Genomic DNA, 19,028 nt, shown 5'->3' with positions numbered 1-19,028 from the left:
GAAAGCAATGGCGAGAAGGTCACACCCGTTCCCATACCGAACACGGAAGTTAAGCTTCTCAGCGCCGATGGTAGTTGGGACACGCGTGCCTGTGAGAGTAGGACGTTGCCAGGCAAACGAAGGATAACCATTTAAGGTTGTCCTTTTTTATTGGTTTTTAATAAACAAAAAAGGGCAATGATCTCAAAAATCATTGCCCTTTTCCACGTCTGAAATATCGAAGGCTACCGTTTCAATCTTCTTAATACCTTATCTTCAAAATCTGCCTTATTTATATCCAATCCCATAACTTCATTTCTAAAAGTCTTGAAACGTCCATTTTCCACTTCCAGTGTGAAATATCCTCTTTCACTTAAAAGGTTAATGTCCCCAATAATATTTTTCCTGAGTACAGGATCAAATAAATTCACTAAGTTAGGGTTGCTTGGATGAGGTTTGAACACGCATCCTTGTTCCACACATGTTCTTATTATATTTTGCACCTTTGGATGGGCAATACTTTCAATTTTTTTGTTTACTTCGGTACTATACATATTCAATCGTCTCCTTTCCCGTCTTAAAACGATATGCAAATGAATAAACTAATATGCTTACCTAAAAAAGCAACATATTAGTCTATGTAAATATAACAAAAATATAAATGTGTAAATGGAATTTATTTTTATAAAAATGGTTTATAGGCTACTTACTCTAAAGTAATGAATTATTTATAGGTGGGGAAAATGAGACGTAAATTAGATAGGAACTTTCTATGTTAAAATAGGTTTATCACTTGAAAATAAATGATTAAGGTGAAGGTAAATGAGCCTAATGACAATTAAATGCCCCGGTTGCGGATTAAGTTTCAACAATGGATGCTTGATGTGTGGGGGTGCTGGCAACATCAGCACAAATGGATTAGAAAAGTTACTAATACGTTACTAAGCTAATAAGTGGGGTGTCAGGCACCAGCGACCATTTTGTTGAAGCGTGACAAGAAATGAGGTATTGGTATGATTCACATCGTAAATGGGGATGCAGTGGGGAACAAGCTAGGAAATCTTCCCGGAGATGTTCTAGTTTGGCGGGAGATGTATGATTTTGGTCCATTATCCGAAGATATTAGGGAGGAAAATTGGATCCATCGCAGGGCCCGTTTTTTTGAAGAAAAATTAGCTATTCCTGCTGAGTTATTTAGTCGGAATTGTAAAAACCAAAATCGATATCTTGATGAAATCCCTAGAGATAAAGAGATTGTACTATGGTTTGAGCACGATCGGTATGATCAAACGATGTTAATGTATTTGCTAAACGAATTATCAAAAAAAGAGTATAGAAACCTATGGTTGGTGACTATTGATGAGTATGAGGGGGTAGAACCTTTTTATGGCCTTGGTCAATTATCATCTCAGCAATTGGAAGGACTTTATTATCAAAAGAAACAACTAATAACAGATGAACAAATAATAGAAGCTATTACTGGCTGGAGAGCTTATACATCTAAGAATCCGATAGATATTGAAAAATGGATGGCTTTATCAAATGAAAAATTACCTTTTATAAAACAGGCATTTCAATCACACTTAAGCTACTTTCCCTCACTGCATACAGGTCTAAATGTAGTTGAAACCTTAGTTTTAAACTATCTTGATAAAAATACATGCTCGTTTGGAGAATTATTTCTATCGATAAGTATGCAAAGAATTAATGATGGGATAAGTGATCTTTATTTTACGGCCATGCTAAACGAGCTGATGCAGGGACCCTATCCATTGTTGGAATGTGATTCGCCATTACCCAACTATCAAAATCCGGAACCCAATTCAAAGCTAAGGTTAACTTCCAATGGTTTAGATGTTTTAACTGGACAAAAAGATCATTGTGAATTTGTGGAACGTGATTGGTGGATTGGGGGGGTATTCCAAAAAGAGAATAAATGGTTTTGGGAAGGGAACAAACTTATTAAAAAGGGTGATTAAAAGTAGTGGGGGACTGACCCTTTTAAGTTAATAACAAAGAGCGTGGCCCACGGCCACGCTCTTTGTGTATTATTTCTAAAAGGATTATTCTTTGACGAATTCTTTTGTACTTCTTATGGTATCAATCGGACGAACCAATTTCTCGATTTGTTCCCGTTTTGGTTCTAAGAATGGTGGTAAAGATAATTTTTCGCCTAGTGTTTCATAAGGCTCATCTCCCATAAATCCTGGGCCGTCTGTGGCAAACTCAAATAGAATCTGCGGTGCAACTCTTGTATAAAGTGATCCGAAAAAGTAGCGATCGACGAATCCAGATGTTTGGAATCCAAAGCTCTCCATATGTCCAATCCATTCTTCTAGAACGGAACGATCATCGACACGGAATGCCGCATGGTGTACCGTCCCAAATCCTTGGCGTGCTTGAGGAAGAACCGCATTATATTCGACTACTACCTGAGCGCCATTGCCGCCTTCACCTACTTCAAATAAATGAAACGCTCCTTCTTGTGCAATCTCTTTAAATAGTAGAACTTTTTCCATCATTTCTTTAAAGTAACCAAAATTAGCGACACGAACAAAGATCGGGCCTAATCCAGTAATCGCATAATCTAAAGGAATCGGTCCTTTTTGCCATGGGGTACCAGCTGCAACACCATTATTATTTTCATCTGAAATCAATTGGTATTGCTGGTCATCAAAATCAACAAACGACAGTGTTTTTTTACCAAATTGCTCTTTAATTCCTGTATGTTTTACCTCTAAACGGTCAAAGCGTTTCACCCAAAATTCGATCGCCGCATCAGTTGGGACACGGAAGGAAGTCTTTGAAATTTCGTTGGTACCATGGACCCCTTTAGGAATGCCAGGAAAGTCGAAAAAGGTCATATCGGTTCCGGCACTGCCAATATCATCGGCAAAGAATAAGTGATAGGTTTGAATATCATCTTGGTTAACGGTTTTCTTAACTAAGCGCATACCTAATACATTCGTAAAAAACTCATAGTTTTTTTCTGCGCTGCTCGTAATGGCTGTTACGTGGTGCATACCTTTTAAATTATTCATTTTGAATCCTCCAATTTATCCTCTATTTTGATTATTTATTTTCAATAGACTTATTTAATAAGTATCTTCTAAACCAATTTGAATATTATCCTTAAACTGATTATCTCTAATTCGAGATAAATATAACATGAAATTAATAGGCTGTCAAAAAGTTCGTCCTTAAAGTTTTCACAATTACCTTGTTACTAATGATGTTAATCACAAACAATCAGTTTAGGAAGTGTTAAGTTATTAATGAGTTTGAAATAGCAAAGGAGAATCCTGATATGAGTGAAATCATTAATAACCGTGAACAATTAACTAGTGAAAATACTGAACGTGTAGATATACTAAAACAACTTTTTATGGATCTTCATAATGGACGAAATCTTGATGAGGTCAAAGCTCATTTTGATGCGTTTATCGGGAAAATAACCGTCGATGAAATACCCCAGTTACAACATGATTTTGTCGAAGAAGGAAGTATTTCTGCTGCTGAACTTAAGCATATCTACAAGCAGCATTCAGCCATTTTTCAAGGATATATAAAAACTGCCACCCCCCGATGAGATCATGAATCGTCGAGAAATGGCAGTTTTTTTTATAGATTGGTCATATTTTCATTGTTTGAATTTACGACAATTCGAGACAAATACAGAGTTTGCGTCACTTTTAGTGTCGATAAAAAAGCAGGGCATTTTCACAAAGCTGTAACAGGTTAAACGGGAAAATGGAAGAAAACGGAGATAATAAAAGTATAGGAAGTAAGGGACGTCACATGCTGTTTTTAAAATATCGAATTTATTGAGCAGTATAAACCTGCCCCCGTTATTTGTGGATGAATCGGCTAAGGTTCACCAATGTTTACTGAATGAAGGCTGTGAAATTTATGGTACGATCGAAAAGTCCGTTGTGTATAGCGGTGTGAAGATCGGAAAGGGGGCGCGAATTAAAAACACAGTCATCTTGCCAAATACCATTATTGAAGAGAACGCCTGGATTGAAAATGCGGTCATCGGCAGCCAAACGGTTGTCAAGAATGGGGTCATCATTGTCTCGAAGGATCCCAATGCGGATTAAATGGCTGTGGGAAATAATGTAACAGTCGACCCGGCGCTTCATGATATTGGATCCAAAAACAATGTGTTAACCGTATCTTCCTAAGAAAATATCTTGATGCTTGTAACACTCGATTATCGGTTCCCTTCCCTAAAAAATGAATAAAAAATTAACAATTATATATTTTCAATTATTAAAATGGTAAACTAGTAAAAATATCTTTTATACAAGGGGAAGGTTACGATGATTAAAGCGATTTTTTTTGATTTAGATGATACACTGCTTTGGGATCAAAAAAGTGTGAAGGAGGCTTTTGCTGCTACGTGTAAAGTAGCTGAGGAACGGTATGGGGTCGATGCGGACCAACTAGAAGAGGCCGTTCGAGAAGCAGCAAGAAACATTTATGCTTCCTATGAATTTTACCCTTTTACGCAAATGATTGGGATTAATCCATTTGAAGGGTTATGGGGTAATTTTTTAGATGATCAGGATGATTTTAAAAAGATGAAGGAAATGGTTCCTACCTATCGAAAGGACGCTTGGACAGCTGGTTTGAAATCATTGGGCGTGGATGACACGGATTTTGGATTCGAGTTAGCGGAACGGTTCCCACAAGAGCGTAGAAACCTGCCGTTTGTCTATGAGGAATCATTTAAAATTCTTGATACGTTAAAAGAGAATTACCAGTTGCTGCTGTTAACAAATGGTTCACCCGATCTTCAAAAAACAAAACTAACGATAACACCTGAATTGGTTCCATATTTTGATCAAATTGTTATTTCAGGGGATTTCGGCAGAGGGAAGCCTGATCCGACCATTTTTGAACACGCACTCTCGCTTATGTCGGTTCAAAAGGATGAGGTCCTTATGGTGGGGGATAATTTAATGACAGATATTCTAGGAGCCAATCGGGCAGGAATCAAAACGGTTTGGATTAACCGTCATGACAAAGCCAGAAATGAAGTTATCCCTACTTATGAGATTACCCATTTGGAAGAACTTTTTCCATTATTAGAGGAATTAAAGACAAAATAGAAAAAACAAACTAGTTGAAAGATTGCCGTATAAATAGGGAGTTTCCTATATATACGGCAATTTTTTGTAGGGATGAAAATAGTGTGCAACAATTTATTTAGTAATCATGTAACTTTGTTCCTCTTTTCGGCGACTATATGGCTGAGACCAATAAATTGCCTTTTTGGAAAAGGGGAGAAAAGAATTGCGAAACAATAAATTGTTTTTTATTATAAGTTCAGCATTAATGATTGTCCTTTTAGCAGGATGTGGAACAGGTGCTACTACAAAGGGGAGCGCCGAAGGTACTAAGATAGAGCTTCCAAAGCAGAATGAGATTGTAGCTAAATTTCACGCAACGATTGAAACAAAAGCAGTGAATGATAAGATGATTATCAAATACAAGGTTAAAAATCTATCAGACAAACCACAGAAACTTACATTTACTAGTGGCTTAGAAGCTGATTACATTGTTTACGACTTAAAAGGGAAAAAAGTCAAACAATACTCCAAGGAAGTCATGTCAACGCAAGCCATAAAGGAAGTAGAGTTAGCAAATAATCAAGAAATCACAAATGAATTTACCATTTCAGATCTTCCCAATGGCCAATATAGAATCGAAGTGTTCTTAACAGCAAAAGAAGAGGAAGCTAAAGTAGTGACAGACTTAATCATAAAAAATTCGTTTAGCAAAGGAACCGGTGTGCTGGTTGGCCAAATGGATCCCCATATGATTGAAATCGATATAGAGGGTAAGAAGGTAGCCTTCCAGTTAACAGAGGATGCCATAAAGCAATTATCATCTATAAAGGAAGGTGAACAGGTTTCATTTTTTTACAAGGAAAATGAAACTGGGCAAAAGCTGATCCAAAAGTTTATCTTGGGAAAGGAATAAATTAATTAAAAAAGCTAAAAGGCCTTTGCTGACTGAAATCAGACAAAGGCCGTTCATTTGACGGGAATTTTATGGTAATTATTTTTCTGGAAAAGTATTGATGAGAAAAATGAAATATATGATTTTCACAACTATTTACCAAAATCTTATAAAATAGGTAGAAAAATAAACATTTCTCCTTTCGAAATTATCTAACTAATCACAAAAATAGGTTGAATTTATCTCGAGAGGATAGTAATATTATTCTCGGAATATATCATTATATAGATTTTTTTAGAATCAATTAATTAGGAAGAGAACATCTAGGTGGGAGTAGCTAATATGCAAAATAAATTACCATTTTCAAGGTATTTCGTTATAGGAGTAATGTTGTTTGCCTTGTTTTTTGGGGCAGGGAATTTAATTTTTCCAGCAGCACTTGGTCAAAATGCAGGATCCAACGTGTGGATGGCGGTGACAGGCTTTTTAATTACCGGAATTGGGCTGCCGTTTCTTGGAATCCTGGCGATGGGGTTCTCGGGGAGCAAGAACTTAGAGGAACTGGCAAGCAGGGTCCACCCGCTCTATGGGGTTATTTTTACATCGCTTCTTTATTTGACAATTGGGCCATTTTTTGCCGCACCTAGGACGGGCGCAGTAGCCTATGATATTGGGATCGCACCGTTTGTAAGTGAAAGTTTTGGTCAAATTGGATTATTTGTATTCTCTGGTTTGTTTTTTATTGTGACCTTGTGGTTTTCATTAAACCCAGCAAAGCTTGTGGACCGTGTGGGGAAAATCTTATCTCCTGCTATTATCATTCTAATTTTTATCTTATTAGTAATGGTTATTGTCAAGCCAATAGGTTCAATTGAGGCACCACAAGCAACATATGCAAGCGGGGCGTTCATGAAAGGATTTATGGAAGGTTATAACACAATGGATGCACTTGCATCGCTTGTATTTGGGATCATCGTTATCAATTCAATTCGTTCGATGGGTGTAACGTCTACACGAGGTATCCTTATAGCATCAGCTAAGTCTGGACTGATCGCGACCATTTTTCTTGGAATCATCTACGTTGGCGTTGCTTATTTAGGGGCGTCAAGCACGAGCGTATTCGGCCTTTTTGATACTGGAGGTCCTGTTCTGGGGAAGGCATCTTCCTATTATTTTGGCACATTTGGTACGGTTATGTTGTCGGTTATTATCATACTCGCTTGTCTAACAACGAGCATCGGCTTGATGACAGCTTGCGGCGAATACTTTCATACACTAGTACCGAAAATCAGTTACAAAATGTGGGTGCTTTTCTTTTCGCTCGTTTCGTTTGTTATCGCAAACTTCGGTTTAGCGAATATCATTAATTTTTCCATACCTGTATTAATGTTTTTATATCCATTGTCGATTGCCTTAATGCTGCTGACTTTTTTGTCCAAGCTGTTTAACCATTCACGGATTGTTTATGTAACAGCCATTTCAGTCACCTTTATGATTAGTATTATCGATGGGCTTAAAACATTCTGTGATCTGGTTGGAATCGAATATTTTGGGTGGCTAGCGCAGATTATTGCGTTTTATGATCGAGTATTGCCTTTTTATAACAATGGGCTCGGCTGGCTGCTGCCTGTTTTGGTTACCATCTTAATAACAGGGATTTTTGTCAATGTGCAGAAATTCTCCGCACACCGCGTAAAGAATAAGACTGAAAATGCCTTATAGCATTGTAAAAACATCAAAAAATAAAATTAATCCTAAATACCTATTTGCATTCCTTACCAATCTCTGTTATAGTAAGGAAGAATTATTTTTGTTAGTCGGTAGGATAATAAGTGCTAAACTTTCTGTCTTGAAGATCTGAGCAAGGATAGTAACACAATGTGTGCACAGCACACGAGGAGGAAACAACAAATGGAACAAGGTAAAGTGAAATGGTTTAATGCAGAAAAAGGATTCGGATTCATCGAACGCGAAGCAGGGGACGATGTATTCGTACACTTCTCAGCTATCCAAAGCGAAGGTTTCAAATCTTTAGACGAAGGTCAAGCTGTAACATTTGAAGTAGAACAAGGTCAACGTGGACCCCAAGCTACTAACGTTCGTAAAGCATAATAAGAACCAAAATATAAAAAGACTCTCTTTATGGGAGTCTTTTTTTGTTGGTAAAAATCGAAGCAAATAAAAAACCCTACTCTGCAGTTGAGTAGGGCGGTCTTATGAAAACGTAAAGTAAATGGTAAACAAAGTATAGCATACATTCCTTCCAATCCCTAATTTATTTAAATTGATAGAAAATTACTAACTAAAATTCCTTTATAAGCTCATATTGGATGAATATTTAAGGGGAAGGGTCAATAAGTTAAGAAGTAACTCGGGTTTGTTTTTGATAACGTGTTTTTAAGATTCCTGTTGGCTTTTCCCAAAAGTAAGGCAAGTGGACAGTATTTTGATTGAATATTTCTATTAATTCATGAAAATTCTTCATTTCATATACATTAAAGGCGGCACCATTTTCGGTTTTTACCTGAAAATAACGTGTTGTTGTGTTATTTTCACCTGCAGATTCTCTTTCGTAATAGTGGGTTTCGGTAACTTGCTCCCAGGCGTAGTCGTTTACAAAGATTCCTTTTCGCTTATTAATGATTGTGACAGTGAACCCTTTTTCACGACAGGAAACGGTGGTGTCGTTGCCAAAATATCGCATCCACAAAAAAATAACAACTCCAATCACAAAGATAAACGAACCGATCCAAATATTGAGAAACATGAATCCTATCCCTATAACACCAAAAATGATTCCAAAAACAACGGAAGATTTGGAAGACGTTTTATTCGAAAATTCTCTGTTAATGAAAATCCCCCCTTTAGTAAGAAGGGTATGCAGTCCTTGGTATTAAATGACTGGACGTGCCTTACAGACTATATAAAAATTAAACGACAAACAACTGCGTCCCCCATTTTGAGGTGACGCAGTTGTTTAAGCAGAAAAATTTTAGTTTTTAATTATAGATGGTTGCTCTTCTGTGTTCAATAATTGTAAAAGCTCTCGAACAGCATAGGCAAAACCATCTTCGTCATTAGTCTTTGTGATGATATCGGCTTTTTGCTGAACATTGACAGGGGCATTTCCCATGGCAACTGAAGTGGTAGCTACTTCAAACTGGGCAAGGTCATTGCCGCCATCCCCAAAAGCGATTATTTCATCAAAAGAAAGATTCAACATTTTTTGGTAACGTAATAGAGCTTTTCCTTTATGTGCTTCGTTTGAAGTGATTTCCACATTATTTGGAAAGGAGGAAGCGATCGAAATATCAAATTTCCCTGCTAATGCCGCTTTAACCTCTGCTATCATTTCTATTTGCTCCGGGTGTACCAAGGCAATAAGTTTATAGATTTTTAGATTGTCTTTTTCAAGAATTTCATCATAATTGAATTCTTGAAAAAGGATATCGAGCTCTTGTTTACTTTTCCCATGCAATGGAGGCAATGTCGATGGAAAACCGCCATAATTGGTGTAAACCAAAATACCAACGCCGAGTTCTTTTAATATCATAAAAATACTTTTATAGGTTGAAACTGTTAATGTAGCCTCGTACAGCATTTCTCTTGTTTCTGAATATAAAACGGAACCATTGATACAAAAAATCGGAATCTCCATATTTTGAACGGCTTTTAATTTAATGACATCAGCGTAAGCACGACCTGTATTCAAAATAAGGCAGTGGCCTGAGTCCTTCAATTCGTTTAAAGCCTTCACATTCTCCAAGCTTATTTCATGCTGAGAGTTTAATAAGGTACCATCTAAATCGATTGAAATACATTTCATATTTGTCATATTTCCTTTCCATTCCATCATAAAACTACTATAGCAGATTTTAACCCGAAAATGTGTATCCAAATTTATGTTGGTGCCTGACACCATTTTACACGAAAGGATGTTTGGATAGTTGCCATAATCGTTGAATTAACTTTTTTTTCTTTTATAATGAAAACAATAACTTAATGGAGGATGTATTTTTTTGAAATCCTCACGTTCCTTTTTCACGAATCGTTTTTACCGATTAAAAGTTAAGGGGTGACTGGTGATGATTTTGAGAAGTAGCGAAATTACTGGATTTCTAAATCATTTTGATAGGTATGCTAATTGGGATGGGACGAAATATTTTCTTACTTTAAATACAGTCAGTCCGAATGGAACGCTTACGATTATGAAATATCCTGATGGAAAGTTTACCTACCACCGAAAAAATGAACATTATTGGGACATTAGAGAAATAGATATTGAATTAGAAATGTTATCGGACATTATTTGGGGATTTAGGAAAAATATTAATGAACTTATTTTAAAAAGTACGATCGTACTTTAATTGTTCTGATAAAGCGAAGCCTTTGACCCTTCAAGGGCTTTTTTTTCTGATCATTTTCCTTACAGATGGAAAGTATTTTTTCGGGAATTATTGGTTAATATAAAGTCGAGGTGATGGAATGGCTACGGCAAATATTGGCGATGTTATTTCCTTTAGTCGTGAAGGAAAAAATCATGAAGGTGTCGTTTCTGGTATTAGGGAAAATTCTGTTATGGTCCAATATGGTTATTCGAAAGATAAGGATGAACCACTTACTACCATTGTAAACCATAAAAATTATAAAATTAAGAAGTCGAAAAGTTGACCCTCTTGCTTTACATAATAGTTTGATATAAACCCCTAAATGCAAAATAAGCCAGAAAATACTCAAGTGAAAAGAAAAAATGATAAGTACAAAATTCGAGTGAGGGACTAAGTCTCTACTCGATTTTTTTTGTGATAAAGGTAGTTAAATGTTAAATTCAGAAAAATTAAATTATCAATTGACAAATCCCTATTTTTGGGACAAGAATAGAATTGTGATGTATACATCAAAGGGACCAATACGCGAAAAAATTACCCATCACTCTCATTTAATAAAAGAGGAGTTGGTTATATGTTTTCCCCGTTAACCCCATTAGATTGGAAACGCCGGGCGGTGAAGTATTATCCGAATAAAACAGCCGTCATCGATGGAGAAAAGGAATTTACATATCAAGAATTTGGCAAGCGAATCGATCAGCTTTCTGCTGCTCTCCTTCAAGCAGGAATCATCCAAGGTGATCATGTAGCGGTCATGTTGCCTAACACGCATTATATGCTTGAGTGCTTTTATGGAATCTGCCAGCTTGGCGCGGTCATGGTACCGCTAAATTACAGGCTTACTGCGGAAGACCTAGAGTATATCATTCGTCACAGTGATGCGAAAATGTTAATTGTCGATGAAGAATTTTGCGGCCCGATTGAGAAAATAATCGATAATCTTTCCCTCGAACAAATTATTATTGTATCTGTACAGGGACAGGATACTTCTCTAATGGGCATCGATTATGAGGATCTTTTGCAACATACTTTGGAAACGGTTACAATTCCAAAGGTGGATATTAATGAAAATCAACTGCTAACTTTAAATTATACGAGCGGGACGACTTCAAAACCCAAGGGAGTCATGCTTACACATCGAGGGAATTATTTAAATGCTGCTAATTTCATGTATCATTTAAGTGTCAACCATGATGATGTCTATCTACATACATTACCGATGTTTCATGCGAATGGTTGGGGTGGTGTTTGGGCGATTACGGCTACAGGCGGTATCCATGTATGTCTCAGAAAAGTTGAGCCGCCCCTTATACTTGAATTATTTGAAAAGAAGAAAATCACGCTTTTATGCGGTGCGCCAACGGTCGTGAATATGCTGGTCAATGAGCCAAAGGCAAAGGAAATTAAGATTACTACCACCCCACGGATGGCGACAGCCGGTGCACCTCCTGCAGCAGCACTGATTCATAAAGCACAAGAAATTCTGGGTTTAAATATGATACATGTCTATGGTCTAACGGAAACCTCTCCTTTCATCCTTTACTGTGAGTGGAAAAAAGAATTTGATGCAATGACAGCTGATGAACAAGCAGCGATAAAGGCAAGACAAGGGATTGAACTTGCTTTCAATGGCGAAACAAAGGTTGTACATCAAGATGGGGAGGAAGTGGCCTGGAACGGAGAAGAATTAGGAGAAATCATCACGCGTGGTAACGTCGTCATGGCAGGTTATTACAAGGATCCAATCACCACTGCAGCGGCAATCAGGGACGGCTGGTTCCATACGGGAGATTTGGCTGTCACTCACCCAGATGGGTTCATCGAAATACGTGATCGTGCCAAGGATTTGATTATTTCTGGTGGAGAGAATATCTCTTCTACAGAGGTTGAAGGAGTCCTCTATAAGCACCCGGCTGTCTTGGAAACTGCCGTGATTGCGATCCCGGATGAAAAGTGGGGCGAGGTTCCAAAGGCGATTATCGTGTTAAAACCTGAGGCGAAAGTAACTGAAGATGAAATCGTCCAGTTCTGCCGGTCAGAGTTAGCACATTTTAAAGCACCGAAGGCAGTTGAATTCGTAGAAGCTTTACCAAAAACAGCAACCGGCAAATTGCAAAAATTTCGTTTAAGAGAAATGTATTGGACCGGTCCGAAGAGAGTCAATTAATTAGATTGAATTTGGAGTTCTTTTTCCTTAGTGAGGGGAAGGATTCCTTTTTTTGTTTGTTAGCATGCAAAAGGAGTAGAAGGGATTATCTAAATCGAAGCTTTTTCCGTAATGTAAAAAATAACAAACGAATGAACCCACTAATAAGGTTCATAATAAGTAACAAAAAGGAGGGAGAAGTATGGACCAGAAGTATAATACGGATGATGATGCCAATATTGAATTAAAGAAGGCGTTAAGCAAAAGTCAACCCAGAAGTAATCCAAACATGAGTGAGGCAGAACAGAAATTAAAATTTCAAAACAAGAAGGGCTAACGGACGATCATAGTGCATCGCCCCTTTAACTTGGAGGTGAGACAATGCCAAAGAATAATCCAATTGAATATACTGGGAAAGTTCTTGACCAGAGAAATGACCTTACAGGTCCAGATGAAGGGAAGGCTTCCTATCCAAATCGACCAAAGCATGTTCCAATTCAGGACCCAGCTAGCAATAAAGGTAAATAATTTATGAGGGTAATGAACGGAATTTCTTAGTTAGACTAGAAAGGAGGAATAGATCTTGGAAGCGACATTGAATATTGGCGAGATGGCCCCAGACTTTTCATTAACGGCGACGACAAAAGAAAAGATTGCCTTAACTGATTATCGAGGGAAGAAAAACATAGTTGTTGCCTTTTATGGAATGGATTTTACACCCGGCTGAATTAAGGAAATATCCTCTTGGAAAGAGGATTACAAACGATTCGAGCAATTAGATGCTGAAGTACTAGCTATTAGTGTGGATCATATCCACTCCCATAGAGTTTTTGTAGCGAGTATGGGAACTCTGCCATATCCTTTATTATCAGATTGGTTTAAACAAACGGTAAAAAGTTACTATGTACTTAACGAAAAAGGCGGAACGGCGATTCGTTCAGTCTTTGTGGTGGATAAAACTGGCATGATAACCTACATAAACACCTCATTTAAAGCTGATAAAAAAGAAGATTATGAAGCGGTGTTTAATGAACTTGAAAAGTTAACAAACCAGTAAATTTACACAAAGTGTCAGGCACCCATTCGGTGCCTGACACTTTTTTTTCTGATTAATAATCGGTAACAATGAAACCTCTTTCAAGGAAGCCTTCAATGACTTCACTGATTTGATAGGAAACTTGAGGCAAATCATAATTTTCAAAGGCATGTTCACAGTTGTTTTTATAGTTCATTGTTTCATCATAATGGGCCATATGGCGGGCTATATCTTGATCATTATCTTTGCGTTCCTTTTGTCTCTCAATCACCGTATCACGGTCGGCATAGATGAAAAAGCGCATGACACGTTCCCCATACATCTGTTTTAATTTTTCGGTACCTTCAGGATTTAACGTTAGGTAGACAAGGTTATGGGACTCGAATGCCTTAACAATATCCTCTTCGCGAATGCCATAGTGAATTCCATCGATTTCGACACATTCAAGAAATTCCTGTTTCTCTTTCATTTTTTTGAATGTTTCATCGGTAATAAAATGGTAGTCTTCCCCATTTTGTTCGTAATGACGAGGGGAACGAGTCGTGTAAGAGAGAACAGTTTCCATATCAAACGCGGTCGCAACCATTTTAGCAACCGTTTTTCTCCCTGAACCATCTGGTCCTGTGTAAATGAATAGCTTTTCTTTATTTTTGATTTTATACATAGATAACCTCCTGAAAATGGATTATATAAAAAAGAATCTACCTGAAGGCAAATGCTTTTTAGTATTACACCATAAAATGGTTGAATTGGGATAATTTAATTATAACAGATAGATAGCAAATAGAAAGTTTGACCTTTCTGATTTTTATTAGTGAAAAGCGTTGTTCCTTAAATATATTCAATACTAAGCAGTCCGATAGCATCTACGACTTAAGTCTGAGAGTAAAATCAAGCTTAAGCGCAATTATGAAACAGTTTGAAAAAAGGTAAGATGAAAACAAGATAAAGAAACCTACCAACTGGCGAGCAACAGGTGTCGACAGAGGGGAGAATCACTGGAAAATTTCAGATGAGTGAAACAAAGGAGGAAATTAACATGAAAAAATTTGGTTTACTTTTAGCAGGTGGCCTTGCAGCTTTTATATTACTCAAAACAATTGGTCCGATGGTAGCGTTACTTGTAAGTCTAGCGATTCTTTACTTCATCTATAAACAATTTTTGAAGGCGGAATCAACAGGCTGGAAAGTTGGGTTAGTCATCATCGGCGTAATTGTCCTTTCAGCAACCATCCACCATATTCCAGCACTCATCGGAGTCGGAGCAGCTTATGTACTGTCCCTTGTTTATAAACAGTGGAATAAAAACAAAAAGCCGCCTGTGAACAAGGAATCCGATCCATTTGTAAATTTTGATAAACAATGGAATGAATTAAAAAAATATTAATTTAAAAGGGGAAAAGTGAACAATGGCAAACTTATTAACGAAAATTAAAGATCTCATTATTGCTGATTTGAATGAAACTCGTCAACACAAAGAAAAACAAAATCCGATTGATTTGCTCAATCAATACCTTCGCCAATGTGAGCAGGAGACGGAGAAGGTTGGCAAGCTTATCGAACGTCAATCTAGCTTAAAGGCAGAATTTACAAGAGAATATCATCAAGCTACAGAGCGGGCAGAAAAAAGAAAGTATCAAGCCGAGATTGCTTTAAAAGCTGGAGAAACAGAGCTATATCAATTTGCTTCAGCTGAGCATCAACAGTATTCAGAACGGGCCCAACGTCTAAATGTATCTCTTGCACAAGTAATTGAGCAGTTACGTGAATTAGAAAGAAAGCATGAAGAAATGAAGCAAAAGTTAAAGGATATGCATCTTCGCAGGATGGAATTAATGGGTCGGGAAAATGTGACACGGGCTAATATTAAAATAAATCAGGTATCAGAGTCAAATTCATATTCGGACCAATTTTCATCAAAGTTTAAGGATATTGAAAACTATCTGGAACGATTAGAACACAAGGTGAACCATTCCTACTTCCAAAGTACAATTGATGCACGGATAGAGCAGTTAGAAAAAGAAAAAAGTGAACAGGATGATAATCCTGTAAACCTAACAAAAGAATAATGCTAAAAGGGCAGTGATTTAGGAATCACTGTCTTTTATTTGGACCATGAAAAAAGGTATTTATTCAGAAAACCTACGTATATGTAGTATGAATAATTAAAAATCCCGTTATTTGAAAGGGGAATTTATTTTGTGGCATAATCCCAATAATTTAAATGGTCCTTTTAATATTTATAGTTACTTTGTAGGTTCGAATCCGGTAACTTCCGTAAATCCCACACCAATTTTTCCAAAAATAAATAAAACGGCATTTTTAAGCCCGTTCACCTATATTGTCGGCGACGTTACGATTCGGAATAATACGTATGTCGGTCCCTTCGTCAGTATTCGTGCAGATGAAGGAACGCCTTTCTTTATCGGAAGCAACAGTAATTTGCAGGACGGAGTAATCCTTCATGGTTTAAAAAACAAACATGTAGAGGTTAATAATAGGAAATATTCAGTCTATATCGGCGATGAGGTATCCTGTGCACATGGTTCATTGATTCATGGTCCCTGTCAGATTGATAAAAAGGTATTTATCGGTTTTAAGTCAATTGTTTATCATGCCCAGGTCGGAGAAGGAAGTTTCATCGCCTCAGGGGCAGTTGTTACTGGTGGAGTAACGCTAAGGCCTGGAAGCTTTGTTCCACCAGGCGCTCATATTGATAATCAGAAAAAAGCCGATTCCTTATCAAATGTTCCTAAAAATGAACAGGAGTTTGCCCATGAGGTCCAGCGGGTGAATCAAGAATTTCCATCTGCTTATTCGTTTGTTTTTGGAAAAAATCGCTGTACTTGCGGTTTAACGTGCTAATCAATGAATTTAATAAGGGGAAAATTAACTTTTTGAAGGTTTTAGATCATATTTTGTTGAAATAAGTACCTAAAGAAAGAATTTTTGGGTGAGGTGGGAGAATGAAGGATATCCAATTTGCGTTTATTGATGAATCTGGTGATTATAGTTTTGATTTTGAAAATAAAGATGTCTCGACCCACTTTATTATCGTTTCTATTCTAGCAAAAGAGTCTAATAAAGAATTGTTAGAACAGGAAGTTGAAAAGGTGAGACAAAAATACTTTCAAACCGACGAAATGCATACTGATAAAATGGATAACCCTCATCTAAGAATTCAACTATTAAATGAACTGAAAGATTTACCGTTCAATATATATGCATATGTCGTCGATAAGAGAAAAATTAGAGAAGATAGCGGTATCACATTTGAAAAGACGTTTATTAAATTTATGAATCGGTTAATCTATGATGACCTAAATCGAACGTTTGACCAACTGGATCTTGTGTTGGTGGAACAAGGAACGAAAGAATTCATGTCTGAATTTAAAACCTATATTAAAGAAAAAAGTGTTCCAGATTTATTTAATTATTCCATCTTTGGATTTAATCACAGTAAATCTGAATTACTTCTTCAACTGGCTAATTTTATCGCTGGGACGATTGCAAAAGGTTATGATCAAACCCAGTACTCGGAAAATTATCCGCTTTTTCATAAAATCATCAAAAAGAAAATCATCGCTATTAATTTATGGCCGCAAAACTATAAAAACTATTTACATGATTACATATCAAGGAATCAGGACTCTCAATTTGATGAGGTTATTTTTAAACAATCAGTTAATTTAACCCTTCAATATCTTGAGAAGAATAAAAAGAGTGAAGATGCGGATGAAAAAATTAGGATAGATCTACTCAAGTTCCTATTATTTAATTTGAGAGAAAATCCTAATGAATATGTCTATACTCAAGAAATTTTAGATAATCTAAATGCCATCCGAGTGAACAAAATAAATCACCATTACTTTAGATCGAACATCGTTTCCAAGCTTCGTGATAGCGGGTTGTTAATTGCCAGCAGCAATAAGGGATACAAACTGCCAGTTTGTTTAACAGACTTATATGATTTTGTTAATTTATCGAGCCTAACCATACACCCGATGATTCAAAGAATATCTAAGTGTCGAAATCAAGTTCTGCTTGCCACCAATAATGAAATTGATATTCTCGAAAACAACGAATATGAATATCTTAAAAAAATTATTGATTTGGAAAAATTAGCGGTTACTGAATAAAGGGTCAGTCCCCCACAACATCCATAGATGGTGGGACTGACCTTTTTTTAGATTGACTGAATACGACAAGTTTGTTATTCTATAATTAACTTTTATTCTTATAAGAAAACTTTTGAAAATAATTTTTTTCAATAATAAATATAACCAGAAGGTGGATAAAATGAAGCTACATGCAGATGTTTGTATTGTGGGTGGCGGACCAGCAGGGACATTACTAGGGTTTCTTTTAGCCAAGACCGGTGTATCAACTATTATCTTAGAACGAGCTTCTGGAGTTAACAGGAAATTTAGAGGAGAACATATAAATTCTGAAACAGAAGCCATTTTGAAAGCACATCAATTGTTTGAAAAGATAGAAGAGCTAGGCATACTTAAAATGAAAAAAGTTGAATTCTTTGCTGGCAAGCAAATCGTTCAAACAATTATCCCTTCAACCGATGAGGATCACGTAGGAATTCATGTTCCTCAAGTTCATTTACTGAGTGCAATCAACCAAGAATCAGAACAATATAAAAACTACCTTCTTCTTTATAGCACAAAAGTAACGGAGTTATTGCAGGATGAGCATGGAGTTTATACTGGTGTAAAAGCGATAAGGGACGGTCAAGAAATAATGATCACAAGCTCGGTTGTCGTTGGTGCAGATGGCCGCTATTCGACAGTCAGAAAGCTGGCAAAGATACCAACGATCGAGATGACGCATGGATATGACGTATTGTGGGCCAAAATTCCCGCTCCTGCAGGATGGGAGCCAACAACAAGAATGGTGCATGTCAATGGACATCAGCTTGCCTTGTTCACACAGACGGGAGGATTCATTCAAATTGGCTGGAATATTGAAGAAGGATCTTTTCCTTCATTAAGAAAGCAACCGTTACAGCCATTTCTTGAACCATTGATCGAAAGTTTTCCAGAATTGAAAGAGCTGGTATTAGAGCATCTTCATACATGGAATAACTTTGTTCCCTTAAAGGTGCAAAGCTCTCGTTCTGAAACATGGGTAAAGGACGGATTAATTATTATTGGGGATGCCGCTCATACGATGACTCCAACTGGTGCAATCGGGATTAATTGTGGAATGAAGGACGCGCATGTGTTAGCGCCGATCTTAACCGAAGCCCTTATGGATAAAAACATTACAGCACAGAGATTAAAAACATTTGAAGTAAGTAGAAAAACTGAAATCAAAGTACAACAAGAAATGCAAATACAACAAGAAGCTTCATTTTCGGAAAAATTTGCTCAGTTTGCACTTAATTAAATAATGGACCTTCACCTATACCTTTTAATGGAGTGGGAGAAGGTCCTTTTTTATTTGTGTGAGATTAACCACAAAGTTGATAAGTTGGTTAGTTTTGTTTTACGATAAATTA

Annotated in this window: 23 protein-coding genes and 1 rRNA gene; 19 read left to right on the top strand and 5 right to left on the bottom strand. The window is 36.9% G+C overall.

Going from position 1 to position 19,028, the window contains the following annotated elements:
* Positions 1-114: ribosomal RNA gene (gene rrf, locus J7E66_RS23245) — 5S ribosomal RNA — on the top strand; the annotation flags it as partial.
* 110 nt (positions 115-224) lie between these two features.
* Here rrf and J7E66_RS23240 read toward each other — a convergent pair.
* A complete protein-coding gene (locus tag J7E66_RS23240; protein ID WP_098933185.1) occupies positions 225-533 on the bottom strand; it encodes a hypothetical protein in 309 nt (102 codons plus the stop codon).
* 459 nt (positions 534-992) lie between these two features.
* Here J7E66_RS23240 and J7E66_RS23235 point away from each other — a divergent pair, with 459 nt between their 5' ends.
* Positions 993-1,958 (top strand): DUF1835 domain-containing protein, encoded by a 966-nt coding sequence (locus J7E66_RS23235; protein ID WP_215004176.1) that lies wholly within the window; start codon positions 993-995, stop codon positions 1,956-1,958.
* Positions 1,959-2,042: 84 nt separating this feature from the next.
* On the opposite strand, the gene J7E66_RS23230 is transcribed toward J7E66_RS23235, so the two are convergent.
* Positions 2,043-3,020, bottom strand: a complete 978-nt coding sequence (locus J7E66_RS23230) for a ring-cleaving dioxygenase (protein ID WP_215004174.1) — start codon at positions 3,018-3,020, stop codon at positions 2,043-2,045.
* A 266-nt stretch (positions 3,021-3,286) separates the two neighbouring features.
* Here J7E66_RS23230 and J7E66_RS23225 point away from each other — a divergent pair, with 266 nt between their 5' ends.
* The 6 genes from J7E66_RS23225 to J7E66_RS23200 all read left to right on the top strand — a co-directional run bounded on the left by J7E66_RS23225 (position 3,287) and on the right by J7E66_RS23200 (position 8,058).
* Complete coding sequence (locus J7E66_RS23225) at positions 3,287-3,568, top strand: DUF438 domain-containing protein (RefSeq protein WP_215004172.1); 282 nt, start codon at positions 3,287-3,289, stop codon at positions 3,566-3,568.
* A gap of 235 nt (positions 3,569-3,803) precedes the next feature.
* Positions 3,804-4,079, top strand: a complete 276-nt coding sequence (locus J7E66_RS23220; RefSeq protein ID WP_215004170.1) for a GlgC family sugar phosphate nucleotidyltransferase — start codon at positions 3,804-3,806, stop codon at positions 4,077-4,079.
* Between the two features lie 222 nt (positions 4,080-4,301).
* Entirely contained in the window at positions 4,302-5,093 is a 792-nt protein-coding gene (locus tag J7E66_RS23215) for an HAD family hydrolase (RefSeq protein WP_215004168.1), read from the top strand.
* A 184-nt stretch (positions 5,094-5,277) separates the two neighbouring features.
* Positions 5,278-5,967: a BsuPI-related putative proteinase inhibitor gene (locus J7E66_RS23210; protein ID WP_215004166.1), complete on the top strand. Its 690-nt coding sequence runs from the start codon at positions 5,278-5,280 to the stop codon at positions 5,965-5,967.
* A 321-nt stretch (positions 5,968-6,288) separates the two neighbouring features.
* On the top strand, positions 6,289-7,668 hold the full coding sequence (gene brnQ, locus J7E66_RS23205) for a branched-chain amino acid transport system II carrier protein (protein WP_215004164.1): 1,380 nt from the start codon (positions 6,289-6,291) through the stop codon (positions 7,666-7,668).
* Positions 7,669-7,857: 189 nt separating this feature from the next.
* On the top strand, positions 7,858-8,058 hold the full coding sequence (locus J7E66_RS23200; protein WP_007083691.1) for a cold-shock protein: 201 nt from the start codon (positions 7,858-7,860) through the stop codon (positions 8,056-8,058).
* A 247-nt stretch (positions 8,059-8,305) separates the two neighbouring features.
* Here the strand turns inward: J7E66_RS23200 and J7E66_RS23195 are convergent, their stop codons facing one another.
* Complete coding sequence (locus J7E66_RS23195) at positions 8,306-8,713, bottom strand: hypothetical protein (protein ID WP_215004162.1); 408 nt, start codon at positions 8,711-8,713, stop codon at positions 8,306-8,308.
* Between the two features lie 225 nt (positions 8,714-8,938).
* Positions 8,939-9,781, bottom strand: coding sequence for an HAD family hydrolase (locus J7E66_RS23190; RefSeq protein ID WP_251033091.1), 843 nt, complete (start codon positions 9,779-9,781; stop codon positions 8,939-8,941).
* A 250-nt stretch (positions 9,782-10,031) separates the two neighbouring features.
* Between J7E66_RS23190 and J7E66_RS23185 the strand changes: the two genes are divergently transcribed.
* The 6 genes from J7E66_RS23185 to J7E66_RS23160 all read left to right on the top strand — a co-directional run bounded on the left by J7E66_RS23185 (position 10,032) and on the right by J7E66_RS23160 (position 13,537).
* The gene (locus J7E66_RS23185) at positions 10,032-10,313 is read left to right on the top strand and encodes a hypothetical protein (protein ID WP_215004160.1); all 282 of its coding nucleotides are present in this window, start codon (positions 10,032-10,034) and stop codon (positions 10,311-10,313) included.
* Between the two features lie 118 nt (positions 10,314-10,431).
* A complete protein-coding gene (locus tag J7E66_RS23180; RefSeq protein ID WP_088088472.1) occupies positions 10,432-10,617 on the top strand; it encodes a DUF2187 family protein in 186 nt (61 codons plus the stop codon).
* Positions 10,618-10,908: 291 nt separating this feature from the next.
* Positions 10,909-12,501, top strand: a complete 1,593-nt coding sequence (locus J7E66_RS23175; protein ID WP_215004158.1) for a long-chain-fatty-acid--CoA ligase — start codon at positions 10,909-10,911, stop codon at positions 12,499-12,501.
* A gap of 181 nt (positions 12,502-12,682) precedes the next feature.
* Positions 12,683-12,817 (top strand): hypothetical protein, encoded by a 135-nt coding sequence (locus J7E66_RS32395; protein ID WP_285289250.1) that lies wholly within the window; start codon positions 12,683-12,685, stop codon positions 12,815-12,817.
* A 44-nt stretch (positions 12,818-12,861) separates the two neighbouring features.
* Positions 12,862-13,008, top strand: a complete 147-nt coding sequence (locus J7E66_RS23170) for a hypothetical protein (RefSeq protein ID WP_179195893.1) — start codon at positions 12,862-12,864, stop codon at positions 13,006-13,008.
* 82 nt (positions 13,009-13,090) lie between these two features.
* A complete protein-coding gene (locus tag J7E66_RS23160) occupies positions 13,091-13,537 on the top strand; it encodes a redoxin domain-containing protein (RefSeq protein ID WP_251033100.1) in 447 nt (148 codons plus the stop codon).
* 52 nt (positions 13,538-13,589) lie between these two features.
* Here the strand turns inward: J7E66_RS23160 and J7E66_RS23155 are convergent, their stop codons facing one another.
* Positions 13,590-14,180 (bottom strand): guanylate kinase, encoded by a 591-nt coding sequence (locus tag J7E66_RS23155; RefSeq protein ID WP_215004154.1) that lies wholly within the window; start codon positions 14,178-14,180, stop codon positions 13,590-13,592.
* A gap of 375 nt (positions 14,181-14,555) precedes the next feature.
* Between J7E66_RS23155 and J7E66_RS23150 the strand changes: the two genes are divergently transcribed.
* The 5 genes from J7E66_RS23150 to J7E66_RS23130 all read left to right on the top strand — a co-directional run bounded on the left by J7E66_RS23150 (position 14,556) and on the right by J7E66_RS23130 (position 18,916).
* On the top strand, positions 14,556-14,903 hold the full coding sequence (locus J7E66_RS23150; RefSeq protein WP_215004152.1) for a lmo0954 family membrane protein: 348 nt from the start codon (positions 14,556-14,558) through the stop codon (positions 14,901-14,903).
* A 22-nt stretch (positions 14,904-14,925) separates the two neighbouring features.
* Positions 14,926-15,585, top strand: coding sequence for a PspA/IM30 family protein (locus J7E66_RS23145; protein WP_215004150.1), 660 nt, complete (start codon positions 14,926-14,928; stop codon positions 15,583-15,585).
* Positions 15,586-15,715: 130 nt separating this feature from the next.
* Positions 15,716-16,381, top strand: a complete 666-nt coding sequence (locus J7E66_RS23140) for an LbetaH domain-containing protein (RefSeq protein ID WP_215004148.1) — start codon at positions 15,716-15,718, stop codon at positions 16,379-16,381.
* A gap of 101 nt (positions 16,382-16,482) precedes the next feature.
* Positions 16,483-17,655, top strand: coding sequence for a DUF3800 domain-containing protein (locus J7E66_RS23135; RefSeq protein ID WP_215004146.1), 1,173 nt, complete (start codon positions 16,483-16,485; stop codon positions 17,653-17,655).
* A 160-nt stretch (positions 17,656-17,815) separates the two neighbouring features.
* Positions 17,816-18,916, top strand: coding sequence for an FAD-dependent monooxygenase (locus tag J7E66_RS23130; protein WP_215004144.1), 1,101 nt, complete (start codon positions 17,816-17,818; stop codon positions 18,914-18,916).
* The last annotated feature ends 112 nt before the right edge of the window (positions 18,917-19,028 follow it).

This window comes from Bacillus sp. ISL-7 (assembly GCF_018613065.1).
Note: the sequence above shows the minus strand (reverse complement) of the source record. Positions and strands in the feature narration are given on the sequence as shown.